Annotated in this window: 23 protein-coding genes; 4 read left to right on the forward strand and 19 right to left on the reverse strand. The window is 70.7% G+C overall.

The features are described 5' to 3' along the window. Positions 1-287: 287 nt before the first annotated feature. From ACIHCM_RS28240 to ACIHCM_RS28255, 4 genes are all read right to left on the reverse strand, one after another. The gene (locus ACIHCM_RS28240) at positions 288-1,643 is read right to left on the reverse strand and encodes a replication-associated recombination protein A (RefSeq protein WP_399901562.1); all 1,356 of its coding nucleotides are present in this window, start codon (positions 1,641-1,643) and stop codon (positions 288-290) included. A gap of 46 nt (positions 1,644-1,689) precedes the next feature. Continuing rightward, complete coding sequence (locus tag ACIHCM_RS28245) at positions 1,690-2,346, reverse strand: vitamin K epoxide reductase family protein (RefSeq protein ID WP_399901565.1); 657 nt, start codon at positions 2,344-2,346, stop codon at positions 1,690-1,692. Between the two features lie 172 nt (positions 2,347-2,518). Then, positions 2,519-3,781 carry a histidine--tRNA ligase gene (gene hisS / locus ACIHCM_RS28250; RefSeq protein ID WP_399901568.1) on the reverse strand — a complete coding sequence of 421 codons (1,263 nt, stop codon included), beginning with the start codon at positions 3,779-3,781 and terminating at the stop codon, positions 2,519-2,521. An 11-nt stretch (positions 3,782-3,792) separates the two neighbouring features. Then, positions 3,793-4,500, reverse strand: coding sequence for an MBL fold metallo-hydrolase (locus ACIHCM_RS28255; protein ID WP_399901571.1), 708 nt, complete (start codon positions 4,498-4,500; stop codon positions 3,793-3,795). 180 nt (positions 4,501-4,680) lie between these two features. On the opposite strand from ACIHCM_RS28255, the gene ACIHCM_RS28260 reads away from it, so the two are divergent. Then, on the forward strand, positions 4,681-5,493 hold the full coding sequence (locus ACIHCM_RS28260; protein WP_399901574.1) for a peptidylprolyl isomerase: 813 nt from the start codon (positions 4,681-4,683) through the stop codon (positions 5,491-5,493). Between the two features lie 135 nt (positions 5,494-5,628). Then, positions 5,629-6,858: a DUF349 domain-containing protein gene (locus ACIHCM_RS28265; RefSeq protein ID WP_399901577.1), complete on the forward strand. Its 1,230-nt coding sequence runs from the start codon at positions 5,629-5,631 to the stop codon at positions 6,856-6,858. 82 nt (positions 6,859-6,940) lie between these two features. On the opposite strand, the gene ACIHCM_RS28270 is transcribed toward ACIHCM_RS28265, so the two are convergent. The 15 genes from ACIHCM_RS28270 to pgsA form a co-directional block, all read right to left on the reverse strand. Next, positions 6,941-9,472: a RelA/SpoT family protein gene (locus tag ACIHCM_RS28270; protein ID WP_399901580.1), complete on the reverse strand. Its 2,532-nt coding sequence runs from the start codon at positions 9,470-9,472 to the stop codon at positions 6,941-6,943. A gap of 296 nt (positions 9,473-9,768) precedes the next feature. Beyond that, positions 9,769-10,308 carry an adenine phosphoribosyltransferase gene (locus ACIHCM_RS28275; protein WP_399901583.1) on the reverse strand — a complete coding sequence of 180 codons (540 nt, stop codon included), beginning with the start codon at positions 10,306-10,308 and terminating at the stop codon, positions 9,769-9,771. Beyond that, a complete protein-coding gene (gene secF, locus ACIHCM_RS28280; RefSeq protein ID WP_399901586.1) occupies positions 10,305-11,420 on the reverse strand; it encodes a protein translocase subunit SecF in 1,116 nt (371 codons plus the stop codon). The genes ACIHCM_RS28275 and secF overlap by 4 nt, the downstream gene beginning before the upstream one ends. A 1-nt stretch (position 11,421) precedes the next feature. Next, positions 11,422-13,200, reverse strand: a complete 1,779-nt coding sequence (gene secD / locus ACIHCM_RS28285; RefSeq protein ID WP_399901589.1) for a protein translocase subunit SecD — start codon at positions 13,198-13,200, stop codon at positions 11,422-11,424. Positions 13,201-13,333: 133 nt separating this feature from the next. Continuing rightward, positions 13,334-13,825: a preprotein translocase subunit YajC gene (gene yajC, locus ACIHCM_RS28290; RefSeq protein ID WP_399901593.1), complete on the reverse strand. Its 492-nt coding sequence runs from the start codon at positions 13,823-13,825 to the stop codon at positions 13,334-13,336. 162 nt (positions 13,826-13,987) lie between these two features. Then, complete coding sequence (gene ruvB, locus ACIHCM_RS28295) at positions 13,988-15,058, reverse strand: Holliday junction branch migration DNA helicase RuvB (protein ID WP_399901597.1); 1,071 nt, start codon at positions 15,056-15,058, stop codon at positions 13,988-13,990. 198 nt (positions 15,059-15,256) lie between these two features. Next, a complete protein-coding gene (ruvA, locus tag ACIHCM_RS28300) occupies positions 15,257-15,862 on the reverse strand; it encodes a Holliday junction branch migration protein RuvA (RefSeq protein ID WP_399901600.1) in 606 nt (201 codons plus the stop codon). Next, positions 15,859-16,404, reverse strand: a complete 546-nt coding sequence (gene ruvC / locus ACIHCM_RS28305) for a crossover junction endodeoxyribonuclease RuvC (RefSeq protein WP_399901603.1) — start codon at positions 16,402-16,404, stop codon at positions 15,859-15,861. The genes ruvA and ruvC overlap by 4 nt, the downstream gene beginning before the upstream one ends. A gap of 114 nt (positions 16,405-16,518) precedes the next feature. Continuing rightward, entirely contained in the window at positions 16,519-17,271 is a 753-nt protein-coding gene (locus ACIHCM_RS28310; RefSeq protein ID WP_393102941.1) for a YebC/PmpR family DNA-binding transcriptional regulator, read from the reverse strand. A gap of 49 nt (positions 17,272-17,320) precedes the next feature. Beyond that, positions 17,321-17,929 carry a pyridoxal 5'-phosphate synthase glutaminase subunit PdxT gene (gene pdxT / locus ACIHCM_RS28315; RefSeq protein ID WP_399901607.1) on the reverse strand — a complete coding sequence of 203 codons (609 nt, stop codon included), beginning with the start codon at positions 17,927-17,929 and terminating at the stop codon, positions 17,321-17,323. A gap of 13 nt (positions 17,930-17,942) precedes the next feature. Continuing rightward, a complete protein-coding gene (pdxS, locus tag ACIHCM_RS28320) occupies positions 17,943-18,854 on the reverse strand; it encodes a pyridoxal 5'-phosphate synthase lyase subunit PdxS (RefSeq protein WP_399901610.1) in 912 nt (303 codons plus the stop codon). Positions 18,855-18,972: 118 nt separating this feature from the next. Further along, a complete protein-coding gene (locus ACIHCM_RS28325; protein ID WP_399901613.1) occupies positions 18,973-19,515 on the reverse strand; it encodes a hypothetical protein in 543 nt (180 codons plus the stop codon). 40 nt (positions 19,516-19,555) lie between these two features. Further along, on the reverse strand, positions 19,556-20,719 hold the full coding sequence (locus ACIHCM_RS28330; RefSeq protein WP_399901616.1) for a glycosyltransferase family 4 protein: 1,164 nt from the start codon (positions 20,717-20,719) through the stop codon (positions 19,556-19,558). Continuing rightward, entirely contained in the window at positions 20,716-21,654 is a 939-nt protein-coding gene (locus ACIHCM_RS28335) for a phosphatidylinositol mannoside acyltransferase (protein ID WP_399901619.1), read from the reverse strand. Before ACIHCM_RS28335 ends, ACIHCM_RS28330 begins: the two co-directional genes overlap by 4 nt. Beyond that, on the reverse strand, positions 21,651-22,334 hold the full coding sequence (gene pgsA / locus ACIHCM_RS28340; RefSeq protein ID WP_399901622.1) for a phosphatidylinositol phosphate synthase: 684 nt from the start codon (positions 22,332-22,334) through the stop codon (positions 21,651-21,653). Before pgsA ends, ACIHCM_RS28335 begins: the two co-directional genes overlap by 4 nt. A gap of 301 nt (positions 22,335-22,635) precedes the next feature. Between pgsA and ACIHCM_RS28345 the strand changes: the two genes are divergently transcribed. Together ACIHCM_RS28345 and ACIHCM_RS28350 are read left to right on the forward strand one after the other, a co-directional pair. Continuing rightward, positions 22,636-24,834 (forward strand): elongation factor G-like protein EF-G2, encoded by a 2,199-nt coding sequence (locus ACIHCM_RS28345; protein WP_399901625.1) that lies wholly within the window; start codon positions 22,636-22,638, stop codon positions 24,832-24,834. Positions 24,835-25,049: 215 nt separating this feature from the next. Then, positions 25,050-26,711 carry a hypothetical protein gene (locus ACIHCM_RS28350; protein WP_399901628.1) on the forward strand — a complete coding sequence of 554 codons (1,662 nt, stop codon included), beginning with the start codon at positions 25,050-25,052 and terminating at the stop codon, positions 26,709-26,711. Positions 26,712-26,721 lie beyond the last annotated feature (10 nt).

The following is a 26,721-nucleotide window of genomic DNA, read 5'->3' on the forward strand; positions in this document are numbered from 1 at the left end:
TTTTCCGGCTTGTCAGCAGTGAGGGAGGTCGCATCCGCAGCCGGGGAATCCCACCAGGTCCGCAGACGGACCTGCCGGGCAGCCGCTCCCCTGGTCTGGGCACATACGTGCAGCACACGAACGGCCCACCGACCGCTCCCGTCCGCGACGGGTGGTGGTGGGCTGCCCGCGACACCATTCGACGGTGCGCGACGCTCCTGGAGTCAGTCCACGAGGGACTGGATCTCCGACTGGCTGTCCCGCTCTGACAGCACGGGACTCAGCACTGGGGGGATTCTACAGGGTGCTCAGGACGGCTTACGACCGAGGTGCTTCCTGGTCCACTCGACGGCGTCCGCGTACCGCGCCTCGGCGCCGTGCCGGGTCGGTGTGTAGTACTCCCGGTCCTTCAGGGCGTCCGGCGCGTACTGCTGCTCGGCGATGCCCTCGGGCAGGTCGTGCGGGTACACGTACCCCTGCCCGTGGCCGAGCTTGCCCGCCCCCCTGTAGTGGGAGTCCCGCAGATGCGCGGGCACCGTCCCCGCGTGCCCCTTGCGTACGTCGTCCAGGGCGGCGCCGATCGCGGTCGTCGCGGCGTTGGACTTCGGCGCCAGGGCGAGGGCGATGGTGGCGTGGCTGAGGGTGAGGGCCGCCTCGGGGAACCCGATCATGGCGACGGCCTGGGCGGCCGCGACCGCCAGCGGCAGGGCGCCCGGGTCGGCGAGGCCGATGTCCTCGCTGGCGGAGATCATCAGACGGCGGGCGATGAAGCGGGGGTCCTCGCCGGCCTCGATCATCCGGGCCAGATAGTGCAGCGCGGCATCGACGTCGGAGCCGCGGATCGACTTGATGAGGGCGCTGGCCACGTCGTAGTGCTGATCGCCGTCACGGTCGTACTTCACGGCGGCGCGGTCGACGGTCTCTTCCAGCGTCGTCAGGCCGACCTCGGTCTCCCCCTTGTCGAGGGCGGCTCCGGCGGCGGCCTCCAGGGCGGTCAGGGCGCGGCGGGCGTCGCCGCCGGCGATCCGCAGGAGGTGGGCCTCGGTGTCCTCGGGGAGGGTGACGGCGCCGGCGAGACCGCGTTCGTCGGCGAGGGCGCGCCTGATCAGGCCGCGCACGTCGTCGTCGGTGAGGGGTTCGAGAGTGAGCAGCAGGGAGCGTGAGAGCAGGGGCGAGATCACCGAGAAGTACGGGTTTTCGGTCGTCGCCGCGATCAGCGTGACCCAGCGGTTCTCCACGGCCGGGAGGAGGGAGTCCTGCTGGGCCTTGCTGAAGCGGTGGATCTCGTCCAGGAAGAGGACGGTCTCCTTGCCGAAACCGCCGGAGGCGCGGCGGGCGCCGTCGATGACCGCGCGGACCTCCTTGACGCCGGCGGTGATCGCGGACAGTTCCACGAACCGCTTGTCGGTCGCCTTGGAGACGACGTACGCCAGGGTCGTCTTGCCGGTGCCGGGCGGCCCCCAGAGGATCACCGAGGACGGGCCCGCCGGTCCCCCGGCGCCCTCGCCGACCAGCCGGCGCAGGGGTGAGCCGGGCTTCAGCAGGTGCTGCTGGCCCACCACCTCGTCAAGGGTGCGCGGGCGCATGCGCACCGCCAGGGGACTCGCGGTCGGGTCCTTCTCCTGGCGTTCTTCTGCGGCGGCGGTGAACAGGTCGGGCTCCACGCTGAAACCCTAAATCACGGCACTGACAACGCCGCCGCCCCCGGGCTCAGGCCCAGAGCTGGCTGCCCCAGCGGGTCAGGATCAGCATGCCGATGATGCCGATGTGCGTGACCGGCAGCACCCAGGTGAACTCGGCGAAGAACCGCTTGAGACCGTCCGGTGCCGGCAGGAAGCCGTTGCGGATGTTGAACGAGGTCACGTACCAGAACATGACGATGGTGGCGACCCAGGCCAGGCAGCACCACAGGCACAGTGCGTTGATCCGGTACAGCGACTGGAACATCAGCCAGGCGCAGAAGACGACGCCGAAGAGCGTGCCCGCGTTGAAGGTGAGCCAGTACCAGCGCGGGAAGCGGGCGCGGGCGAGCAGGCTCATGCCGGCGCAGATCACGATGCCGTAGGTGACCAGGCCCAGCATCGGGTTGGGGAAGCCGAAGACGGCGGCCTGGTCGCTCTCCATGACGCTGCCGCAGGAGACGATCGGGTTGAGGCTGCAACTCGGCGTGAACGTCTCGCCCCGGGCCTTGGCCTCCAGGATCTTGAACTTGTCGAGCGTGATGACCCACGCGGCGAGCAGTCCTGCCGCGCCCGTGATCACCAGCAGCAGGGCGAAGGCCCGGCTGCCGCCGACCGCGTGCGGACCGGCGGCCACGTCACGCGGCTCCGGCTCGGTGGAGACGTCCTTGACTGTCGTCTTGCTCATCACGCCGATTCCGTCACTTGAGAGGGCCTGCTTCCGGCAGGGGACATTGTGCCGCACGCGCGCGTAAGTCACCGTTCGCTGCACATAAGGACCCACGCCCCGCCGATCGGTTCCGGACACGCGCGAGGGCGCCGGACGTCCCTCGGGACCTCCGGCGCCCTCGTCGGCGCGATCAGCCCAGCCGGGCTTCCAGTTCGGCCACGATCTCGCCCACGCCGACGGCCGTCTGCTCACCGGACTCCATGTCCTTGAGCTGGACCACGCCGTCGGCGAGGTCGCGTTCGCCGGCCACGATCGTGTACCGGGCGCCGCTGCGGTTGGCGTTCTTCATGGCGCCCTTGAGGCCCTTGGCGCCGTAGGAGAAGTCCGCGGCGACGCCCTGCTTGCGCAGCTCGGTGACCTTGGCGAACAGCACGCGGCGGGCCTCCTCGCCGAGCGGCACCGCGAACACGCTGGTGGCGGCGGGGAGTTCGAGCTCGATGCCCTCCGCCTCCAGGGCGAGCACCGTGCGGTCGACGCCGAGGGCCCAGCCGACGGAGGGCAGCGCGGGGCCGCCGATCATCTCCGACAGGCCGTCGTAGCGTCCGCCGCCGCCCACCGCGGACTGCGAGCCCAGGCCGTCGTGGACGAACTCGAAGGTGGTCCGCGTGTAGTAGTCCAGGCCGCGCACCAGCTTCGGGTCGTCCTCGAAGCCGACGCCCGCCGCGGTGATCAGCTCACGGACCTCCTCGTGGTACGCCTTGCAGGCGTCGCAGAGGTAGTCGCGCAGCAGGGGGGCGCCCGTGAGCTGCTTCTGCACCGACTCGCGCTTGTCGTCCAGCACCCGCAGCGGGTTGATCTCCGCGCGGCGCAGGGTGTCCTCGTCGAGGTCCAGGCCGCGCAGGAACTCCTGGAGGGCGGCTCGGTAGACGGGGCGGCACTCCTTGTCGCCCAGGCTGTTGAGCAGGATGCGGAAGTCGCTCAGACCCAGCGAGCGGTACGCCTGGTCGGCCAGGATGATCAACTCGGCGTCCAGGGCGGGGTCCTCCGCGCCGATCGCCTCGGCGCCGACCTGGGAGAAGTGGCGGTACCGGCCCTTCTGGGGGCGCTCGTAGCGGTAGTACGAGCCCGAGTACCAGAGCTTGACCGGCAGGTTGCCCGCCTTGTGCAGGTTGGCCTCCAGCGCGGCGCGCAGCACCGACGCCGTGCCCTCGGGGCGCAGGGCGAGCTGGTCACCGCCCTTGGTCTCGAAGGCGTACATCTCCTTGGTGACGATGTCGGTGGACTCCCCGACACCGCGCGCGAACAGCTCGACGTTCTCGAAGCCGGGCGTCTCGACGTAGCCGTAGCCGGAGTTGCGCAGCGGGGCCGCGATCGCCTCCCGGACGGCCAGGTACTTCGCGCTGTCCGGCGGGATCAGGTCGTAGGTGCCCTTGGGGGCCTTGAAGGTGCTCACGGAAAGTCTCGTCACATTCCTCGTCGGGGAGTCCCGGGGACTCCCTGGCCGGCGGCCACCTGCCGCAGATACGGGTTGGTGGCGCGCTCCTGGCCGATGGTGGTCTGGGGGCCGTGGCCGGACAGCACCACGGTCGAGTCGTCGAGCGGCAGGCACACGCGGGCCAGCGAGTCGAGCATCTCGGCCATGTCACCGCCGGGCAGGTCGGTGCGTCCGATGGAGCCGGCGAACAGCAGATCCCCGGAGAAGAACACGGACGGCACGTCCGCGGCCTCGGGCATCCGGAAGGTCACCGACCCCTTGGTATGGCCCGGCGCGTGCGCGACCGAGAACTCCAGTCCCGCCAGTTCCAGCGCGGCCCCGTCGGCCAGCTCCTTCACGTCGTCCGGCTCCCCCACCGTGAGCTCGCCCAGCAACGGCATGCCGATCGACCGGCCGAGGGCCTTCTCCGGGTCGCTCATCATGTAGCGGTCCTCGGGGTGGATCCAGGCCGGTACGTCGTGCGCTCCGCAGACGGGGACGACCGAGGCCACGTGGTCGATGTGACCATGGGTGAGGACGACGGCGACGGGCTTGAGCCGATGCTTCTTCAGTGCTTCCTCGACTCCGGGGGCCGCCTGGTGGCCTGGGTCGATGATCACGCACTCCTCACCGGCGGCGGGGGCGACGAGATAACAGTTCGTCCCCCAGGCCCCGGCGGGGAACCCGGCAATGAGCACGATCGTCCTTCGTTGTGTAGATACGGGCGGACTCGGCGACGGCTGCGCCTGACGTCAAGAGCCTACCGGCGCTGCCGATTCCTCAGCGAACCCATATACGGTACGGGGCACACGCAGACGGTCGGCCCACGAGACGCACGCGTACCGGTCGACGTTCCAGACGCATGAGGAGTAGATCCGGTGGTCAGCCAGGAACAGCGGCGGCGTCAGCTCGCCCGGGAGAAGTTCTTGCGGCAGCAGCAGCGGCGCACCGACGCCCGGCGCAAGTCGCGCACCCGCAACGCCGTGATCGCTTCGGCGCTCGGCGTGGTCCTGATCGGCAGCCTCGCGCTGTACACGACCGGCGTACTCAAGGACGACGGCAAGACCAACGCGGGCGCGGAGGTCACGGAGAGCGCGGCGCCGTCGAAGGCACCCGACCCGTGCGACAAGCCGGCCGCCGGCAAGCCCACGTCGGAGACCTGGAAGAAGGAGCCGGCGATGTCCATCGACAAGTCGGCCGACTACACCATGAAGCTCGCGACGACCTGCGGCGACATAGACATCGCCCTGAAGGCGTCGGCGGCCCCGCACACCGTCAACTCCTTCAGCTTCCTGGCCGGAAAGGGCTACTTCGACCACACCAAGTGCCACCGGCTGACCACCAACGGCATCTACGTGCTCCAGTGCGGCGACCCGACGGCCAGCGGCACCGGTGGCCCCGGGTACCAGATCGCGGACGAGAACCTGAAGGACAAGAGCCTGAAGGGCAACGTCTATCCGGCGGGCACGGTGGCGATGGCCAACTCCGGCCCGAACACCAACGGCAGCCAGTTCTTCCTTGTCTACCAGGACAGCCAGTTGCCACCCAACTACACACCGTTCGGTACCGTTTCCGAGCCCGGTATGGCGGTTCTGAAGAAGATCGCCGGTGCGGGTGAGAGCACGGGGGCCGGTGACGGTGCGCCCAACGCGACGGTCGTCCTGAACAAGGCAACCGTCACGAAATCCTGAGCCCCAACTGCGAAATTTCGGTCGCGCGGGATGCGGACAGGTAACCCGCCGGTCGCCTATGTTGGCCGTGACGAAACTGTGGACGATGCCCGGGGGAGCTTCAGGCCCCCGCAGGCATCATGTGGAGGAGGCGCTGTGAGCAGCGACCCGTGGGGCCGCGTCGACGAGACGGGGACCGTGTACGTGCGTACGGCCGACGGCGAGCAGGTCGTCGGTTCCTGGCAGGCCGGCTCCCCCGAGGAAGCGTTGGCCTACTTCGAGCGCAAGTACGAGGGCCTGGTTGTCGAGATCGGCCTCCTCGAGAAGCGAGTGAAGACCACCGACCTGTCGGCGAAGGACGCGACGGCCGCCATCGACCATCTGCGCGAGCAGGTCGACGCGCACCACGCGGTCGGCGATCTGGACGCGCTGCGGGGCCGGCTGGACAAGCTCGTGCAGACCGTCGAGGCGCGCCGCGAGGAGCGCAAGGCGCAGCGGGCGCGGCAGACCGACGAGGCCCGGCACTCCAAGGAGGCGCTGGTCGCCGAGGCGGAGGAGCTGGCCCAGTCCGACCAGTGGCGGGCCGCCGGTGAGCGGCTGCGGGCCCTGGTGGACACCTGGAAGGGCCTGCCGCGGCTGGACCGCAAGTCGGACGACGAACTGTGGCACCGCTTCTCGCACGCCCGGTCCGCGTTCTCCAAGCGCCGCAAGGCGCACTTCGCACAGCTGGACGCGCAGCGCGAGGACGCCCGCAAGACCAAGGAGCGGCTGGTCGCCGAGGCCGAGCAGCTGTCGGCCTCGACGGACTGGGGTCCCACGGCCGCGCGCTACCGCGAGCTGATGTCGGAGTGGAAGGCGGCGGGCCGCGCCCAGCGTGAGCACGAGGACGACCTGTGGAACCGCTTCCGCGGCGCCCAGGACGTCTTCTTCGCCGCCCGCAGCTCGGTCTTCGCCGAGCGGGACGCGGAGCAGGCGGAGAACCTCAAGCTCAAGGAGGAGCTGGCCGAGGAGGCCGAGAAGATCCTCCCGGTGACCGACCTGAAGGCCGCGCGGGCCGCCTTCCGCTCGGTCAACGAGCGCTGGGAGGCCATCGGCCATGTGCCGCGCGACGCCCGGCCCAAGGTCGAGGGCCGGATGCACGCCGTGGAGCGGGCCATCCAGGAGGCCGAGGAGGCGGAGTGGCGCCGGACGAACCCGGAGGCACGCGCGCGTGCCGAGGGTCTGACGGGCCAGCTCCAGGCCGCTGTGGACAAGCTCCAGAAGCAGATCGAGCAGGCGCGTGCCCAGGGCAACAGCGCCAAGGCCGACAAGCTGGAGCGTGAGCTGGAGGGCCGCCAGGCGCTTCTGGACCAGGCACTGAAGGGTCTGCAGGAGTTCGGCGGCTGACCCAGGCTGACCCACGGCGCGCAGACGACGAGAAGGGGCCCCGTACCGAGGTACGGGGCCCCTTCTCGTACGTCTTGCCCGCTCACGCCCGGCTGCGCGCCGATGTCACGCGGTACACGTCGTACACGCCCTCGACTCCCCTGACCGCCTTCAGGACGTGCCCGAGGTGCTTGGGGTCGCCCATCTCGAAGGTGAAGCGGGAGGTGGCGACACGGTCGCGGGAGGTCTGGACGGCCGCGGAGAGGATGTTGACGTGCTGGTCGGACAGCACGCGTGTGACGTCCGAGAGGAGCCGGGAGCGGTCGAGGGCCTCGACCTGGATGGCGACCAGGAAGACCGAGGACTGGGTGGGCGCCCACTCGACGTCGAGGATGCGCTCGGGCTCGCGGGACAGTGACTCCACGTTGACACAGTCGCTGCGGTGAACCGATACACCACTGCCGCGCGTGACGAAACCGATGATCGGGTCACCGGGGACGGGCGTACAGCAGCGGGCCAGCTTGACCCACACGTCGTCGACGCCCTTGACGACCACTCCGGGGTCGGCGCTGGACCGGCGCTTGCGGCTGCGGCCGCGCGCCGGCGGCACGCTCTCGTCGATCTCCTCGGTGGCCGCCTCCTCGCCGCCGAAGGCCTGGACGAGCTTCTGCACCACGTTCTGCGCGGAGACGTGGCCCTCGCCGATCGCCGCGTACAGCGCGGAGATGTCCGGGTAGCGCATCTCGTGCGCGAGCGTGACCAGGGAGTCGCCGGTGAGGATGCGCTGGATCGGCAGGTTCTGCTTGCGCATCGCGCGGACGATGGCGTCCTTGCCCTGCTCGATCGCCTCGTCGCGGCGCTCCTTGGAGAACCACGCCCTGATCTTGTTGCGCGCGCGTGGCGACTTCACGAAGCCGAGCCAGTCGCGGGACGGACCCGCGCCCGCCGCCTTGGAGGTGAAGACCTCCACCAGGTCGCCGTTGTCCAGGGTGGACTCGAGCGGGACGAGACGGCCGTTGACCCGTGCCCCGATGGTGCGGTGGCCGACCTCGGTGTGCACGGCGTAGGCGAAGTCCACGGGGGTGGCACCCGCGGGGAGCGCTATGACGTCGCCCTTGGGGGTGAAGACGAAGACCTCGTTGCGGGAGAGGTCGAAGCGCAGCGACTCCAGGAACTCGCCCGGGTCCTCGGTCTCCTTCTGCCAGTCGAGGAGCTGCCGCAGCCACGCCATGTCGTTGATGGCGTCCTTGTCCTTGCCGGACGCCTTGGGCACGTCGGTACGCACCTTGGAGGCACCGGCCACGGCCTCCTGCTTGTACTTCCAGTGCGCGGCGATGCCGTACTCGGCGCGGCGGTGCATGTCGAACGTGCGGATCTGCAGTTCGACCGGCTTGCCGTTGGGGCCGATCACCGTGGTGTGCAGCGACTGGTACATGTTGAACTTGGGCATCGCGATGTAGTCCTTGAACCGGCCGGGGACCGGGTTCCATCGCGCGTGCACCGTGCCGAGGGCCGCGTAGCAGTCGCGGACGGTGTCCACGAGGACGCGGATGCCCACCAGGTCGTAGATCTCCGCGAAGTCACGGCCGCGGACGATCATCTTCTGGTAGACGCTGTAGTAATGCTTCGGGCGGCCGGTGACGGTCGCCTTGATGCGGGCGGAGCGCAGGTCCTGCTGGACCTCGTCGGTCACTATGGCCAGGTACTCGTCACGCTTCGGTGCCCGCTCGGCCACCAGTCGTACGATCTCGTCGTACATCTTGGGGTAGAGGATCGCGAAGGCGAGGTCCTCCAGTTCCCACTTGATGGTGTTCATGCCGAGGCGGTGGGCGAGCGGCGCGTAGATCTCCAGGGTCTCGCGCGCCTTCTTCTCCTGCTTCTCGCGCTTGAGGTAGCGCATGGTGCGCATGTTGTGCAGGCGGTCGGCGAGCTTGATGACCAGGACACGCGGGTCCTTGGCCATCGCGACGACCATCTTGCGCACGGTCTCGGCCTGCGCGGCCTCACCGAACTTGACCTTGTCCAGCTTGGTGACGCCGTCGACGAGCAGCGCGACCACGTCGCCGAAGTCACGGCGCAGGTCCTCCAGGCCGTACTCGGTGTCCTCGACGGTGTCGTGCAGCAGGCCCGCCATGAGGGTGGCCGGGTCCATGCCGAGCTCGGCGAGGATGGTCGTCACCGCGAGCGGGTGCGTGATGTACGGGTCGCCGCTCTTGCGCTTCTGGCCGCGGTGCCAGCGCTCGGCGACCTGGTAGGCCTTCTCGATCTGGCGCAGCGTCGAGGTCTCGATCTTGGGGTCGTTGCTGCGGACTATCCGCAGCAGGGGCTCCAGGACCGGGTTGTAGGGATTGGCGCGCTGGACGCCGAGACGGGCCAGGCGGGCGCGGACGCGGTTGGAGGAGCCGGAGCGGGGCGTCTGGGGCGTCGCGGCGGGCCGGATCGGGGCGGTGGACGCGGGGCGCTCGGGAGGTGCCGGCTTGGGACGCGACTGCTCGGCGGCCTTCGCGCCGGGCGCGGACTGGGCGTGCTCGACCGACCCGCGGGAGTCGTTCCTCGTGTGCTGCGCGGGCTGGGCCGCGTGCTCCGAGGCGCGCTCGGGCTTGGCGGCGGTCAGGTGCTGGGCCTCGTCTGGCAAGAGGGCTCCTCGTGCGCGATCCGGGTCCCCCGGTCAGGCTCCGGAGACCCCATGGTAGCGATCCTGAGCTCCAGGATCGCCTTCAGGCCGATGTGAGGGCCGTGTACCCAGGGAACGCCTGACCCGGACATCGGATTCCTCCGCCCCCCTGTCAACGGTGTCACACAGCTTGCATGCGCGTTGCCTGCGGCTTTCGCGGGGGCGGCGGGCCGGTGAGGACGCCGGCGAAGGCTCCGGCGGGGGAAATGCGGCGGAGGCGCCCCTCGGATGAGGAGCGCCTCCGGTGCGGGGTCCCGTCAGACCGTGAGCAGGGCCTCCAGCGGGGCCCCGGCGAGGGCCGGTTCCAGACGGGTGCGTCCGTTCAGGAAGGCCAGTTCCATCAGCACCGCCACGCCGGCGACCTCGGCGCCGGCCCGGCGGATCAGCTCCAGGGACGCCTCCGCCGTGCCGCCGGTCGCGAGGACGTCGTCGACCACCAGGACGCGGTCCGCGTCGGTCAGGTCCTCGGCGTGCACCTCGATCTCGGCCGAGCCGTACTCCAGGTCGTACGCCTGGCGCAGCGTCGCTCCGGGGAGCTTGCCCGCCTTGCGTACGGGGATGAAGCCGACGCCGGCCCGGACGGCCACCGGGGCGCCCAGGATGAACCCGCGGGCCTCCAGGCCGACCACCTTGGTGGCACCGTTGCGCTCCGCGATCTCCGCCAGTGCGTCCGTCAGCGCGGTGAACGCCGCCGGGTCCGCCAGAAGCGGGGTGATGTCCTTGAACATCACGCCCGGCTCCGGGTAGTCGGCCACATCACGGATGCGGCTGAGCAGCAGCTCCCTGATGTCGGTCATCGGCGCTTCCCCGAGGGCCGGCCGCGGCCGCGGGTGCGGGACGCGGGCTGGTCGCGCGGGCCGACCACCGCGTGAGCGGCGTCGTCCGGCTCGTCGTCGAACGGCTCGGCCGCGCTGCCGGCAGCCGGCGTCTCGCCCTGGTCACCGCCCTGTGCCCGCTTGGCCAGGACCCGCTTGCGGAGCGCCTTCAGCTTCGGCTCGCGCTCCTTGAGGTCGGCGACGAGCGGCGTGGCGATGAAGATCGACGAGTACGCGCCCGCCGCGAGACCGACGAACAGCGAGAGCGAGATGTCGTTGAGCATGCCGGCGCCGAGCACACCGCCACCGATGAACAGCAGGCCCGCCACCGGCAGCAGCGCGACCACCGTGGTGTTGATCGAGCGGACCAGGGTGCTGTTGATCGACCGGTTGGCGATGTCGCTGTAGGTCCAGCGCGTCTGCTTGGTGATGTCCTTCGTCTGTTCCTTGAGGCTGTCGAAGACGACCACCGTGTCGTACAGCGAATAACCGAGGATCGTCAGCAGACCGATCACCGTGCCCGGCGTGACCTCGAAGCCCACGAGGGCGTAGATGCCGACCGTGATGGTGATGTCGTGGATCAGCGCGACGAACGCCGCGACCGCCATCCGCCACTCGAAGGCGATGGCCAGGTAGATCACCACGAGGACCAGGAAGATCCCGAGGCCCTGCCAGGCCTTGTTGGCGATCTGCTCACCCCAGCTGGGGCCGACCAGTTCCGCGTTGATCTTCTCGGCGTCGACCTTCATGTCGTCGGCCAGCGCCTGGTTGATCCGGTCCGCCTGGCCGGTGTCGATGCCCGCGATCTGGATGCGGAGGCTGCCGTTGCCGAGCTGCTGGACGATCGCGTCGTGCCCGGAGGCCGCCTCCGCGTACTCCTCGGCCTGCGAGACCGAGACGGACGTCTTCGGGGTCGTGAAGACGGCACCGCCCTGGAACTCGATGCCCATGTTCAGGCCCCGCACCGCCAGGCCGACGATCGCCGTGATGGTGATCAGGATGGAGATGCCGTACCAGATCTTGCGGTTGCCGACGAAGTCGTAGCTGACCTCGCCACGGTGCAGTCGGGCGCCGAGGTTGCCGAGCTTCGACATCTCAGGCCTCCTTCGTTTCGACGGGGCCGGCGGGGCGGCGGGTGCGGCGCAGCGGCGGCCGGGCGCCCAGGCGCTTGGGGTCGAGGCCGGACCAGGGGTGACCGCTCGCGAAGAACTTCCGGCGAGCCATCAGCGTCAGCAGGGGCTTGGTGAAGAGGAAGACGACCACGACGTCGAGCAGGGTGGTGAGGCCGAGCGTGAAGGCGAAGCCCTGCACCTTGCCGACGGTGACGATGAACAGCACCGCGGCGGCCAGGAACGACACGAAGTCGGAGACCAGGATGGTGCGCCGGGCACGCGGCCAGGCACGCTCGACGGCGGGACGCAGCGTGCGGCCCTCACGGATCTCGTCCCGGACCCGTTCGAAGTAGACGATGAACGAGTCCGCCGTGATGCCGATGGCGACGATCGCGCCGCAGACGGCGGGCAGGTTCAGCGCGAAGCCGATGGCCGGGCCGAGCAGCGACATCAGCGTGTACGTGAGCGCCGCGGAGACCAGCAGCGACAGGATGGCGATGAACGACAGGCCGCGGTAGTACACCAGCAGGTAGATCACGACCAGCGCGAGGCCGATCGCGCCGGCGATCAGACCTGCCTGGAGCTGGTCACCGCCCAGCGCCGCGGTCACCGTGGTGACGCTGTCCTCGCGGAAGGTCAGCGGCAGGGCGCCGTACGACAGCATGTTGGCGAGGCCCTGGGCCTCCTCCTGCGTGAAGCTGCCGGAGATCTCGGCGTTGCCGCCGCCGATCGACTGGTTGACGTACGGGCTGGAGACGACCTCGCCGTCGAGGACGATGCCGAACTGGTTCTGCGGCGACTGGTTCTGCGCGAGCTTGCCGGTGATCTCGGCGAACTTCTTGGCACCGGCGTCCGTGAACTTCATCTGGACTTTCCAGCCGGCGCCGCTCTGCGTGTCGTACACCGCCGAGGCGTCGTCGACCTCGATGCCGTCGACCCCGGCCGGGCCGAGCAGGTACTTGTACCAGACGCCCTGGATCTCGCCGCATCCCACGGTGGACTCGGTGGGCTTGGCACCTTCGCCGGTGCTGGCGCGGACCGACTGCTTGCTGCAGTCGAGCGCCGCGTACTCCGCCTGGAGCTTGGCGGTGTCGTCGCCGTTGGTGCCGCCGCTGGCCGACGGCGCGGGGCTCGGTGAGCCGGAGCCGGACGCCGAGGGGGTGGGGGCCTTCTTCAGGGCGTCCGTGACGGCGCGGCCCTGGGTGGTGGCGCTCGGCGAGGGGGTCCCGCTCTGGCTCGCGGAGTCCGACGCCGAAGGGCTCGCCGGGTCGGTGGCCTTGTCCGGGTCGGTGGCCTTGTCCGAGCCGCCGGACGGGGAGGCGCTGGGCGAGGGGGTCTGAGGGGCGTCGCCGCCGGACGGCTCGGTGGCCAGGACCGGGCGGAAGTAGAGCTTGGCGGTGGTGCCGACCTGTTCCCGGGCCTGCTGAGAGTTGGTGCCCTTGGGAATGTTGACGATGATGTTGCGATCGCCCTGCGTCTGGACCTCGGCCTCGGAGACGCCCAGACCGTTGACGCGGCGCTCCATGATCTCGACCGCGGTGTTCATGTTGGTCGGGTTGATCGCGGCCTCGTTGCCGTCCTCGGCAACGGCCCCGAGCGTGATGCTCGTACCACCGGCCAGGTCGATGCCGAGACGCGGAGTGGTGTGTCCGGAGACGAACATTCCCCCGGTGAGCGCCACGAGGGCGATCAGAATCAGGGCCAGCGAGCGCCACGGCTTGCTCTGGGCGCTCGAGCTCCGGCCCTTTTTAGGTGCTGCCACCTTCTCGTACTCCCTCTCGGGCCGCCTCACTCCGGGTCAGCGGGCGGACGGCCATGACATGGTGTCGGGATCCCGTGCGGGATGCGCAATGTCCCGGGCACGCGATCCCGGCCCGCGCGCTCCCGGGACATGACTACTTCGCGTCGGCGTCGCCGTCGGTCTTCTTCGGCACCTCGTCACGCTTCGCCTCGGCGGCGTCGACGGGCTCCTCGTCCGCGTCCTTCTTGCCGAGGTCGACGGACTTCTCGTCGGAGGGGGCGGCGTCGACGGGCTCGTCGGTCGTGGTGAGGGAGGAGGCGTCGTCGGGGACGGTGTCCGCGTCGGCCTTCAGGTCGTGCTCGATGCCGTGCACGATGCGGTTGTACTCGTCGTCGGAGAGCACGGCACCGATCGAGTTCTTGGCGAAGAGGAGGTCGACGCCCGGGCCGGCGTCGAGGAGGACCGTGTCCTCGTTGACCTCCTTGACCGTTGCGTACATGCCCCCGATGGTGCGGACCCCGGAACCGGGCTGCATCTGGTTCCGCATGTCGACGGCGGCCTGCTGCTTCTTCTTGGCCGAGCGGGTCATCAGGATCATGGCCCCGATGAGCACGATGAACGGGAGGAGGGTCACGAGGCTATTCACGGGGCGATTTCCTTCGCACGACCGCGCAGGTGGGCGGCCTGTTGGATGGGGGTATGTCAGCCGCCGAGGAAGGCGGCATCGGCGGAGTCTAAGCGAGTCCGCGCGCATGGAACAACGCTCAGCATGGCACCGGGGTTCCTGCTCGGGCCAATGCCCCCGCCGTCACGCCCCGAACAGGTCCTGTTGTCCGGTTCCCGCCGCGCCCTGGCGAGGCGGGGTGAGGCCGAGATGGGCCCAGGCCGCCGGCGTCGCGACCCGGCCGCGCGGGGTCCGGGCCAGCAGGCCCTCCCGTACCAGGAACGGCTCGGCGACCTCTTCGACGGTCTCCCGCTCCTCCCCCACCGCCACGGCGAGCGTGGACAGACCGACCGGCCCGCCGCCGAAGAGCTTCAGCAGCGCTTCGAGTACGGAGCGGTCGAGCCGGTCCAGGCCCCGAGGGTCGACCTCGTAGACCTGCAGCGCCGCCCCGGCGATGTCGCGCGTGATGATCCCGTCGGCCTTGACCTGCGCGTAGTCGCGGACGCGGCGCAGCAGCCGGTTGGCGATCCGGGGCGTGCCGCGGGAGCGGCCGGCGATCTCGGCGGCGCCGTCGGTGTCGATCTCGACGTCCAGCAGGTTCGCCGAGCGGTGGATGACCCGCTCCAGTTCGGCGGGCTCGTAGAACTCCATGTGCGCGGTGAAGCCGAAGCGGTCGCGCAGCGGTGGCGGCAGCAGGCCCGCGCGCGTGGTGGCGCCGACCAGCGTGAACGGGGGCAGCTCCAGGGGGATGGCGGTGGCGCCGGGGCCTTTGCCGACGATGACGTCGACACGGAAGTCCTCCATCGCCATGTACAGCATCTCCTCGGCGGGCCGGGACATGCGGTGGATCTCGTCGAGGAAGAGGACCTCGCCCTCCTGGAGGGAGGAGAGGATCGCGGCGAGGTCGCCGGCGTGCTGGATGGCGGGGCCCGAGGTGATCCGGATCGGGGCGCCCATCTCGGCCGCGATGATCATGGAGAGGGTGGTCTTGCCCAGGCCGGGAGCACCGGAGAGCAGCACATGGTCGGCGGTGGCGCCGCGCGCGCGTGCGGCGCGCAGCACCAGGTCGAGCTGCTCGCGGACCCTCTCCTGGCCGATGAACTCGCCCAGGTCCTTGGGGCGCAGCGCGGCCTCGACGGCCTGGTCCTCACGGTCGGCGGCAGGGCCCACCAGCCGCTCGGTGTCGGCGGGGTCGGTCGGGTCGTCCCAGTTCATGTGCGTGGGCCTCGGGTGCGTTGGCGAGCGGACGGGTCATGGAGGGTACGTACGGAGGAATGGGGCCGCTTCCCGGGCTGTCCCGGCGGGTCCGGCGTGCGGCTCCCGGCCGGCCTGGGTCTGGCTTCCGGACGCGGCGGGGCACACCGGAATCTGCCGGACGGGCCCCGCGTTCCGGGCCGTGTGCGGCGCCCCGCGTCATCGTGTTCTGTTGAGCGTCTGCAGGGCCGCCTTCAGCAACTGCCCCACCTGGGGCGTGCCGTCGGCGGCCTCCGCCTGCGGCGCGACCGCGGCGACCGCCTCGTCGGCCTCACGGGTCGCGTAACCCAGGCCGATCAGGGCCGCGTGCAGCTGGTCGCGCCAGCCCGTGCTGACCGGGGCGCCGACGGCAGGGGCGCCGATCGGCTCGCCCAGGCGGTCCTTCAGCTCCAGCAGCAGCTTCTGGGCGCCCTTCTTGCCGATGCCGGGGACGGCGGTGAGCGCCTTCTCGTCGCCGGTCGCGACGGCGCGGCGCAGGGCGTCCGGCGTGTGCACGGCGAGCATCGCCTGGGCGAGCCGGGGGCCGACCCCGCTCGCGGTCTGGAGCAGTTCGAAGACCTGCCGCTCGTCGTCGTCCGCGAAGCCGTAGAGGGTGAGCGAGTCCTCCCGTACGACCAGAGAGGTGGCCAGCTTGGCGGGCCGGCCCATGCGGAGCGTGGACAGCGTGTTGGGCGTGCACTGGACGGCCATGCCCACACCGCCGACCTCGACCACGGCGGCGTCGGGTGCGAGTGCGGCGACCGTGCCACTGACGAAGGCGATCATGCCGTGCGGCCTTTCGGTGCGGTTGCTCTTGCGGTGTGCTGGGCGACGGCCTGCTGGAGGCGGTTGTGCGCGGGGGCGCGCCAGATGTGGCAGATGGCCAGTGCCAGGGCGTCGGCGGCGTCGGCCGGTCTGGGCGGTGCGTCGAGTCGCAGCAGCCGGGTGACCATGGCGCCCACCTGTGCCTTGCCGGCGCGTCCGGTGCCGGTGACGGCGGCCTTCACCTCGCTGGGAGTGTGCAGGGCGACCGGGATGCCGCGACGGGCCGCGCAGAGCATGGCGACGGCGCTGGCCTGGGCCGTGCCCATCACCGTACGCACGTTGTGCTGGCTGAACACCCGCTCCACGGCGACGAATTCGGGCCGGTGCTCGTCGAGCCACCGCTCGACGCCCTGCTCGACGGCGACCAGACGCTGCCCCAGCTCGGCGTCCGCCGGCGTGCGGACGACGCCGACGCCGAGCATGGTGAGCGGACGTCCGGGGACCCCCTCCACGACGCCGACACCGCACCGGGTCAGTCCCGGGTCCACACCCAGTACGCGCACCCGCCCCTCCTTCGATCTCCTGTTTGTGCAGGCTATCGGGTGCCACCGACAACGCGACGGGCCGACGGGTGTGTCCCGTCGGCCCGTGGAGCACGCTGGAGCCCGCGGCGGTGGTTACGCGTCGACCTTCTCCATGATCTCGTCGCTCACGTCGAAGTTGGCGAAGACGTTCTGCACGTCGTCGCTGTCCTCCAGCGCGTCGATCAGCTTGAAGATCTTCTTGGCGCCCTCCTCGTCCAGCTCGACCTGGACGGACGGCACGAAGCTGGAGTCGGCGGAGTCGTAGTCGATCCCGGCGTCCTGGAGGGCGGTGCGGACCGCGACCAGGTCGGTGGCCTCGCTGATGACCTCGAAGGACTCACCGAGGTCGTTGACCTCCTCGGCACCCGCGTCCAGGACGGCGCCGAGGACGTCGTCCTCGGTCAGCTCACCCTTGGGCACGATGACGACGCCCTTGCGGCTGAACATGTACGACACCGAGCCCGGGTCGGCCATGGAGCCGCCGTTGCGGGTCATGGCGACGCGGACGTCGGAGGCGGCGCGGTTGCGGTTGTCGGTCAGGCACTCGATGAGCACCGCGACACCGTTCGGGCCGTAGCCCTCGTACATGATCGTTTCGTAGTCGGCGCCGCCGGCCTCGAGACCACCGCCACGCTTGATCGCGGAGTCGATGTTCTTGTTCGGGACCGACTGCTTCTTGGCCTTCTGGACGGCGTCGTAGAGCGTCGGGTTGCCTTCGAGGTCGACGCCGCCCATGCGCGCCGCGACCTCGATGTTCTTGATCAGCTTCGCGAAGAGCTTGCCGCGCTTGGCGTCGATCACGGCCTTCTTGTGCTTCGTCGTGGCCCATTTAGAGTGGCCGGACATCTGCCTGTCTCCTTCGCGTAACCCATCTCTGCAACGAACGCCAGAGATCCTACAAGGACCCCGCTGTCCGGTTCGCGCGCACCATCTCGACGAACAGGCCGTGCACGCGGTGGTCGCCGGTCAGTTCCGGGTGGAACGACGTGGCGAGCGCGTTGCCCTGGCGGACAGCGACGATGTGGCCGTCGTGCTCGGCGAGCACCTCGGCCCGGGCGCCAACGGACTCGACCCAGGGGGCGCGGATGAAGACGCCCTCCACAGGATCTCCCGTGACGCCCTTGACGTCGACCGCCGCCTCGAAGGACTCGTTCTGCCGCCCGAAGGCGTTGCGGCGCACGATCATGTCGATGCCGCCGATGGTCTCCTGGCCCGAGCGCGGGTCGAGGATCTTGTCCGCCAGCATGATCATGCCGGCGCAGGTGCCGTAGACCGGCATACCGTCCCGCACACGCGCGCGGAGGGGCTCCATCACGCCGAACAGGTGGGCCAGCTTGGAGATGGTGGTGGACTCGCCACCGGGGATGACGAGGCCGTCCACCTCGCCGAGCTCTTCGGGGCGCCTGACCGGCCTGGCCACGGCGTCGGCCGCGGCCAGGGCGATGAGGTGCTCCCGTACGTCGCCCTGGAGGGCCAGGACACCGATGACGGGGGTGTTGCTCATGGGATGCAGTGCCTTACCAGCCGCGGTTGGCGTAGCGCTCGGCCTCGGGGAGGGTGTCGCAGTTGATGCCGACCATGGCCTCGCCCAGGTTGCGGGACGCGTCGGCGACGATCTTCGGGTCGTCGAAGAAGGTGGTCGCCTTGACGATGGCGGCAGCGCGCTTGGCCGGATCGCCCGACTTGAAGATGCCGGAGCCGACGAAGACGCCCTCGGCGCCGAGCTGGCGCATCAGCGCGGCGTCGGCCGGGGTGGCGACGCCACCGGCGGAGAACAGCACGACCGGCAGCCTGCCGAGCTCGGCGACCTCCTTGACCAGCTCGTACGGGGCACGCAGCTCCTTGGCGGCGGCGTACAGCTCGTTGTTGTCGTAGCCGCGCAGACGCGCGATCTCGTTCTTGATCTGGCGCAGGTGGCGGACCGCCTCCACGACGTTGCCGGTGCCGGCCTCGCCCTTGGAGCGGATCATGGCCGCGCCCTCGGCGATGCGTCGCAGGGCCTCACCGAGGTTGGTGGCGCCGCAGACGAACGGGGTGGTGAAGGCCCACTTGTCGGAGTGGTTGACCTCGTCGGCCGGGGTGAGCACCTCGGACTCGTCGATGTAGTCGACCCCGAGGGACTGCAGGACCTGGGCCTCGACGAAGTGGCCGATGCGGGACTTGGCCATCACCGGGATGGAGACGGCGTCGATGATGCCCTCGATCATGTCCGGGTCGGACATGCGGGCCACCCCGCCGTCCTTGCGGATGTCGGCCGGGACCCGCTCGAGGGCCATGACGGCGACGGCGCCCGCGTCCTCGGCGATCTTCGCCTGCTCCGGCGTGACGACGTCCATGATCACGCCGCCCTTGAGCTGCTCGGCCATGCCGCGCTTCACGCGCGCGGTGCCGGTGGCGGGGGCCTGGTTTTCGGAGAGCGTGCTGGACACGGGTGACCTCACTGAAGGGAAAAGAGGGTTTCTGCAAACACCGAGGAAACGGGAGGGGTGCGGTCCACAGCAAGGGCCAATAGGAAGCCGGTGGATCGTTTTCCCGCCACTCCGGGGTTCAGGCGCCGCGCTCCGCCAGGGCCGTCGGTGGCTCGTCGTCCATCTCGAAGGCCATGGGGAAGGGAGCATGGCCGGCCAGCCGGAACCAGCGCACCTTGCGGTGCTGCCGCAGTCTGCGGGCGGCGCCCACCGCGTCGTTGTGGAAGCGCCGGGCCATCGGCACCCGTCGTGCGGCCTCGGTCAGCTCCCGGGCCGCGGACTCTCCCCCGGGTGCCTCCCGGACCGCCTCGACCTGCTGCGGGTCGGCGAAGACGGCGCGCAGGGCCTGGCTCAGTTCGCTCTCGGCGACCTCCCGGTGCTCCTCCTCGGACTGCCGGGCCGCGTGCGCCGCCTCGTACAGGACGATCGAGGCCGCCGGGTCGAGCACCCCGGAGGTGGCCACCTCCTGCGCCACGGAGGCCCGGCGCAGCAGCTGTGCGTCGAGGGCGGCCCGGGTGGCGTCGATCCGGGCGTGCAGCCGGTCCAGGCGGCCCGCCGTCCAGCTCAGGTACACGCCGACGGCGATGAGGGCGACGAGGATCCAGATGAGGGTTGGGGTCACGGGCGGCAAGGCTACCGGGGTGTCACCGGTGCGTGATCAGTCAGTCGCGGGCCAGCCCGAACCGGCCCCACAGTCCCGCGGAGCGGTCGTCGGCGGCGACCGCGGTGGTGCCGTCGGTGACCGTCTCGTAGACCGACAGGATGTCCGCGCCGACCGTCGACCAGTCGAACCGGCGCACGTGCGCGCTGCCCCGCGCGCGCAGCTCCTTCCGGCGCCGGGGGTCGCCCAGCAGCCGCAGCGCCGCCGCGGCCAGCGCGTCCGCGTCCTCGTTGGCGAACAGTTCCCCCGCCGCGCCCTGGTCGAGCACCTGGGCGAAGGCGTCCAGGTCCGAGGCCAGTACGGGTGCTCCGGCCGACATCGCCTCGACCAGGATGATCCCGAAGCTCTCGCCGCCGGTGTTCGGCGCCACGTACACGTCGACGCTGCGCAGGAAGCGGGCCTTGTCCTCGTCGCTCACCATGCCGAGGAACTCCACCCGGGAGCGCAGCTCGGCGGGGAGCGACTCCACCGCCTGCCGCTCGTCGCCGCGGCCCGCGACCAGCAGCCGTGTCTGCGGCCGCTCGGCGAGGATGCGCGGCAGCGCCCGCATCAGCACCGGCAGGCCCTTGCGGGGCTCGTCGATCCGGCCCACGAAGCCGAGGGTGTCGCCCTGCCATTCGGGGTTGGGCTCGGCCTTCGCGAAGAAGTCGACGTCCACACCGTTGGGGATCACCACGGCGTCCCCGCCGAGGTGCTCGACCAGCGTGCGGCGGGCGTACTCGCTGACCGCGATCCGGGCGCTGATCTTCTCCAGCGCCGCCTGCAGGATCGCGTACGCGGCGATCATCGCGCGGGAGCGGGGGTTGGAGGTGTGGAACGTGGCGACGATCGGGCCCTGCGCGGCCCAGCAGGCCAGCAGGCCGAGCGACGGGGACGCCGGTTCGTGGATGTGGATCACGTCGAAGGCGCCGTCGTGCAGCCAGCGGCGGACCCGCGCGGCCGACAGGAAACCGAAGTTCAGCCGGGCCACCGAGCCGTTGTAGGGCACCGGGACCGCGCGGCCGGCCGAGACGACGTACGGCGGGAGCGGGGTGTCGTCGTCGGCGGGGGCGAGGACGGAGACCTCGTGTCCTTGGCGGATGAAGTACTCGGCCAGATCCCGGATGTGGAACTGGACGCCGCCCGGCACGTCCCAGGAGTACGGGCAGACGATGCCGATCCTCACGGCGTCCCCTTCGTGGGATCCGAGGCCGCCGGACCGCCCTTCGCCGGGTCGAGGTCCTTGAGCCACAACCGCTGCAGCATGTGCCAGTCCTCCGGATGGTCGGCGATCCCCGAGGCGAAGGCGTCCGCCAGCGCCTGCGTCATGACAGACGTCTTCTCGGCCCGGGTGCCTGACTCCGGTACCTCGATCGGGGGATGTACGCGGCCCCGCATGACCGGTGAGTCGTCGTACCAGAGCGTCACCGGCATCAGCAGGGCCCCGGTCTGCTGGGCCAGCAGCGCCGGCCCGGCAGGCATCCGGGCGGTGTCGCCGAAGAAGCTGACCTCCACCCCGGAGGCGGACAGGTCACGGTCGGCGACCAGGCAGACCAGGCCGCCGTCACGCAGCCGCCGGGCCAGGGCGCCGAAGGCGGAGCCGCCGGTGTGCGGCAGGACCTCCATGCCGAGGCCGGCCCGGTAGGCGACGAAACGGTCGTACAGCGTCTCCGGCTTCAGCCGTTCGGCGACCGTGGTGAAGGGGATGCCCAGCCGGGTGGTGAGCCAGGCGCCGGCCAGATCCCAGTTGGCCAGGTGCGGCAGCGCCAGCACCACGCCCTTGCCCGCGGCCAGTCCGTCGGTCAGGAAGTGCAGGTCCTTGGCTTCGAAGCCGGTCCCGACCCGCTCGGCGCTCCAGGCCGGGAGCCGGAAGGACTCCATCCAGTAGCGCAGGTACGAGCGCATGCCCGCGCGCGAGAGCTCGGCGAGCCGCTGCGGGGAGGCGTCGGGCACCACGCGCGCGAGGTTGCTCTCCAGCCGCAGCACCCCCTTGCCGCGCTTTCTCCAGGCCAGATCGGCCACGGTGTTCCCGAGCCGCATGGCCATCGGCTCGGGCAGCCTCTTCACCGTGCTCCAGCCGAGGCCGTACAGGGCGTCCGTCAGCGTGTCCCGAGCGCTCATTTCGCCGCCTCCCTCCCCTGAGAGGCGTTGCCGGTGGTCCCCCGGTCCGCGGCCTCCGCCTCCGCGGACTCGCAGCGGACCGTGACGACCCGCTGGATCAGCGTGATCACGCTGCCCACGGCGACCAGCCACAGAGCGATCGGCAACAGCACCTGGACGCCCGGCACACCGAACGCGTGCAGACCCGCGAGCCCGGCCGCGACCAGCGAGATCACCAGGCGCTCGGCGCGCTCGACGAGTCCGTTCACCGCGACCGGCAGGCCGATCGACTCACCACGCGCCTTGGTGTAGGACACCACCTGGCCACTGGCCAGGCAGAAGATCGAGACGGCGCACAGCACCAGGTCGTCGCCGCCACCGGCGTACCAGAGGGCGAAGCCGCCGAAGATGGCGCCGTCGGCGACCCGGTCCAGGGTCGAGTCCAGGAAGGCGCCCCAGCGGCTGGAGCGTCCCAGCTGACGGGCCATGTTGCCGTCGACCAGGTCGGAGAAGACGAACAGCGTGATGACGACCGTGCCCCAGAAGAACTCGCCCTGGGGGTAGAAGACCAGCGCGCCCGCCATCACACCCGCGGTGCCGATCAGCGTGACCGTGTCGGGGCTCACGCCGCGGCGGATGAGAAACGCGGCGAACGGTGTGAGGACACGCGTGAAGAATGCACGCGCGTACTTGTTCAGCATGGCCTTCCCGAGGGTCGCTGCGCCGCGCGGCCCTGCTGGCCGTCGGCTGGCCCATCGTAGCCACGCGCGCGTGCGGGTGGCCGCCCGGCACCCACGGCTTCTCGGGAGGTCCGGCGGACGGCCCGCAACCCTCCCCGGCCGACGCCTTCGCGTCCTCCGTATGGACGCACCGTGACGGGAGTGGAAAGCTCGAAGAATCGCGGGCGTCGCCGGAGCCGCCCAGCCGGGGGTCTCCCCTCTGGAGGAGGGTCCCGCGTGTCCGCGCCCACAGTGACCTCACCGTGCACGGGAGGCAGAATCCATGGGCGACAAGACCAACGCACACCCCGGAGCCGCCGGCAGGGCAGTGGCGGCCGACCACCCCACGTCCGTACGGAATGTGGTGCTGGTCGGCCACTCCGGAGCGGGAAAGACGACACTGGTGGAGGCTCTCGCGCTGACCGCGGGAGCGGTGAACCGGGCGGGCCGCGTGGAGGACGGCGGCACCGTGTCCGACTACGACGAGATCGAGCACCGGCAGCAGCGCTCGGTGCAGCTCTCCCTGGTACCGGTCGAGTGGGACGGCATCAAGGTCAACCTTCTCGACACCCCCGGATACGCCGACTTCGTCGGGGAACTGCGGGCCGGTCTGCGAGCGGCGGACGCGGCCCTTTTCGTCGTCTCCGCCTCGGACGGCGTGGACGGCTCGACCCGCATGGTGTGGGAGGAGTGCGCGGCCGTCGGCATGCCGCGCGCCATCGTCGTCACGCACCTGGAGGCCGCCCGGGCGGACTTCGAGGAGATGACACGGATCTGCGCCGAGGCCTTCGGCGCCGACGACCCGGACGCCGTGCTGCCGCTGTACCTGCCGCTGCACGGGCCGCAGGGACCGGACGGGCACGCGCCCGTGACCGGCCTGACCGGGCTGCTGTCGCAGAAGCTGTTCGACTACTCCTCGGGCGAGCGCAAGGAGTCCGAGCCGGGTGAGGACCAGCTGCCGCTGATCGAGCAGGCCCGCAACCGCCTGATCGAGGGCATCATCGCCGAGAGCGAGGACGAGACGCTCATGGACCGCTACCTCGGCGGTGAGCAGATCGACGTCAAGACGCTCGTGCAGGACCTGGAGCGGGCTGTCGCGCGCGGGTCGTTCTTCCCCGTTCTGGCCGCCGCCCCCGCGACCGACGGCGCCCGGCAGGGGCTCGGCACGGTCGAGCTGCTGGAGCTGGTCACCGGAGGTTTCCCGACCCCGCTGGAGCACGACCAGCCACGGGTCACCACGATCGACGGCCATCCACGCGAGCTGAATCTCTGCGACCCGGACGGACCGCTGGTCGCGGAGGTCGTGCGGACCTCGTCCGACCCGTACGTCGGCCGCGTCTCACTCGTGCGGGTCTTCTCCGGGACCTTGCGACCGGACGAGACCGTGCATGTCTCCGGGCACGGGCTGACCGACCGGGGCCACGAGGACCACGACGTCGACGAGCGCGTCGGCGCCCTGTCCACGCCGTTCGGGAAACAGCAGCGCCCCGTGTCGCACTGCGTCGCCGGTGACCTGGCCTGCGTGGCGAAGCTGAACCGCGCGGAGACCGGCGACACCCTCTCCGCCAAGGACGACCCGCTCCTGATGGAGCCCTGGGACATGCCCGACCCGCTGCTGCCGCTCGCCATCCAGGCACACAGCAAACCGGACGAGGACAAGCTGTCCCAGGGCCTGGCCCGGCTGGTCGCGGAGGACCCGACGATGCGGCTGGAGCAGAACCAGGACACCCACCAGGTGGTCCTGTGGTGCCTGGGCGAGGCGCATGCCGACGTCGCGCTGGAGCGGCTGCGCAGCCGGTACGGCGTCCAGGTCGACGTCGTACCGCACAGGGTCTCCCTGCGGGAGACGTTCGCGACCAAGGCGGGCGGGCGCGGCCGGCATGTGAAGCAGTCGGGCGGCCACGGGCAGTACGCCATCTGCGAGATAGAGGTGGAGCCGCTGCCCGGCGGCTCGGGCATCGAGTTCGTCGACAAGGTCGTCGGCGGGGCCGTGCCGCGCCAGTTCATCCCGTCGGTCGAGAAGGGCGTCCGCGCGCAGGCGGCCAAGGGAGTCGCCGCGGGGCACTCGCTGGTCGACGTGCGGGTGACCCTGCTGGACGGCAAGGCGCACTCGGTGGACTCCTCGGACGCCGCGTTCCAGACCGCGGGCGCGCTCGCGCTGCGGGAGGCCGCGGCCGACGCGAAGATCCATCTGCTGGAGCCGGTGGCCGAGGTCAGCGTGCTGGTCGGCGACGACTACGTGGGCACCGTGATGAGCGACCTGTCGGGGCGGCGCGGCCGGGTGCTGGGCACCGAGCAGACCGCCGGCGGGCGCACCCTCGTGCGCGCCGAGGTGCCGGAGATCGAGATCGGGCGGTACGCCGTCGATCTGCGCTCGCTGTCGCACGGGACCGCGCGGTTCAGCCGGAAGTACGCGCGGCACGAGCCGATGCCCGCCCAAGTCGCCGAGCGGCTGCGGAAACTGGAGCAGGAAGCTTCCTAGGAGGCGCACAAGGGGCGCGCGGCACCGCGCAGTTGTTTCGGGGCGCGCGCACGCGGCCGGGGCGAAGCGGTTGCCCCGGGGCCGGCGGACGGCTTCGGCCGTCCGCCGACGTACGCCGGCGCCCGGGGGATACGCTGATGGCCTGATCAACAGGTGTGCGGAGCACGGAAGTCGGGAAGGCCGCAGAGCGACAGTGGCGGCGATCGGGGGCGGGAATGACCGTTGACAGCGGTTACGCGGACATCTTCGGGCCGCAGGTGCCGCGCACGGGCGACGAGGGGCAGACGGCCACGTACGCGCTGGCCTCGGCGGCGTACCGGGACAACGGGGTCGAGGAGATACTCAAGGCCAACAACGAGTGGCACGAGTCGAAGGTGAAGCCCGGACAGAAGTGGGCGAAGATCTTCCGGCCCAACCTCGGCGAGGCGTTCTCCCGCGCGGTGGTGGACCGCATGCTCGCCTCCGGCCGGGAACCGCTGATCCAGTCCTTCGGCGCGGAGCCGCAGGTCGTCGTCGAGCACTGTCTCGCCGCCAACCGCATCCGCCGGGAGCGCGACAACCTGCTGTCGATCGTCATGGTCGTGTGCGGTCTGCTCTTCCTGCCCGGGCTCCTGGTCTGGCTGATGGTGTTCACCATCCGCACCACCATCGCCCGGCGCGAGGACAAGCGGGCCTCGACGCTCGCCACCACGCTGCTCGTCGCGGTCGGGGCGCTGGCCGTGATCTTCCTGGTCCAGATGCCGTTCACCGGCTTCTGGGCCTGGTACGCACGCGCGGCGGTCGTCATGCCGGTGATCGGCTGGTTCTGGGCCAAGCAGATCTGCGAGCGCACCGCGAAGGACCTGCGGGAGCGCTGGGACAGCCTGCTGTCGGGCAGCAGCGTCGGCGCCAAGGTGCCCGAGGCGGTGCCCAGCAGCCCCGGCGAGACCGCCGCCGAGCAGCTGCGCCAGTCCCTCGCCCGGCTCAGCGCCGAGCAGCAGTCCAACTCCGTCTTCTACGCCGGGCCCAAGGGCATACTCGGCATGGGCACCCGCTGGGGCAGCTGGCAGCTCGCCGAGGACCTCTCCCCGGCCGATCCCGGCCGGGAGATCCACCCGTTCCGCAGCTGGGACGTCGTACGGTCCATCCACGACCAGCTGCGCATGCTGGAACGCGGCCCGCTGAACACGGGCGGCTTCCCCAAGCCGTCGATACGGCACTGGGTCGTGACGCCGATCGGTGAGAACGCCACGGCGGTGTCCCGGCCCGGGGGCACGGACGTCGAGGCGTACCAGGTCAAGTCACACGCGATACAGGAGATCTGCAACAAGCAGCAGTTCGGCAGCGGCGACCGGCACTACCTGGGCGTGCAGTGGACGCTCTGGGACGGTCAGCTCGTGATCACCATGCTGATCACCGTGACCGTGCTCTACGAGACCCTGCGCATCGAGGTCACCGGCCACGCCCTGGGACCGGTGCACCCGCTCTTCACCTCCAAGCCGGCGGCGAAGGAGAAGGCGGTGCAGAAGTCGGTCAAGCGCTGGGAGACGCGGACGGTGAAGCTTCCGCTGGTCGACGCCGACGAAGTGGTGCGCGTGGCGGCCCGGGCGCCGCTGACCTGGTACCCGCCGCTGCTGAACTGGCTCGGCGGCTCGCTGGTCCTGCCCGAGCCCTTCGGTCTGCGGCACGCCTGGGCCGCGAAGCCCTGGCGGCACCGGTTCATGGCCGACGACGCGCTGCGTGCCGCCACGCCGGTGCTCCGCGTGGTCCACTCGGCGGCGATCCGGGTGCTCGAGGAGAACGGGGTGGACACCGAGAAGTTCGGCAACCGCTCGGCGTTCCTCAGCACGGCGGTCCAGGACCCCTCGCCCCGCAAGGCGGACCTGTACGACGCGTAGGCGACCCGGT

It is taken from the genome of Streptomyces sp. NPDC052023, from assembly GCF_044548465.1.
Taxonomy (GTDB): Bacteria; Actinomycetota; Actinomycetes; order Streptomycetales; family Streptomycetaceae; genus Streptomyces.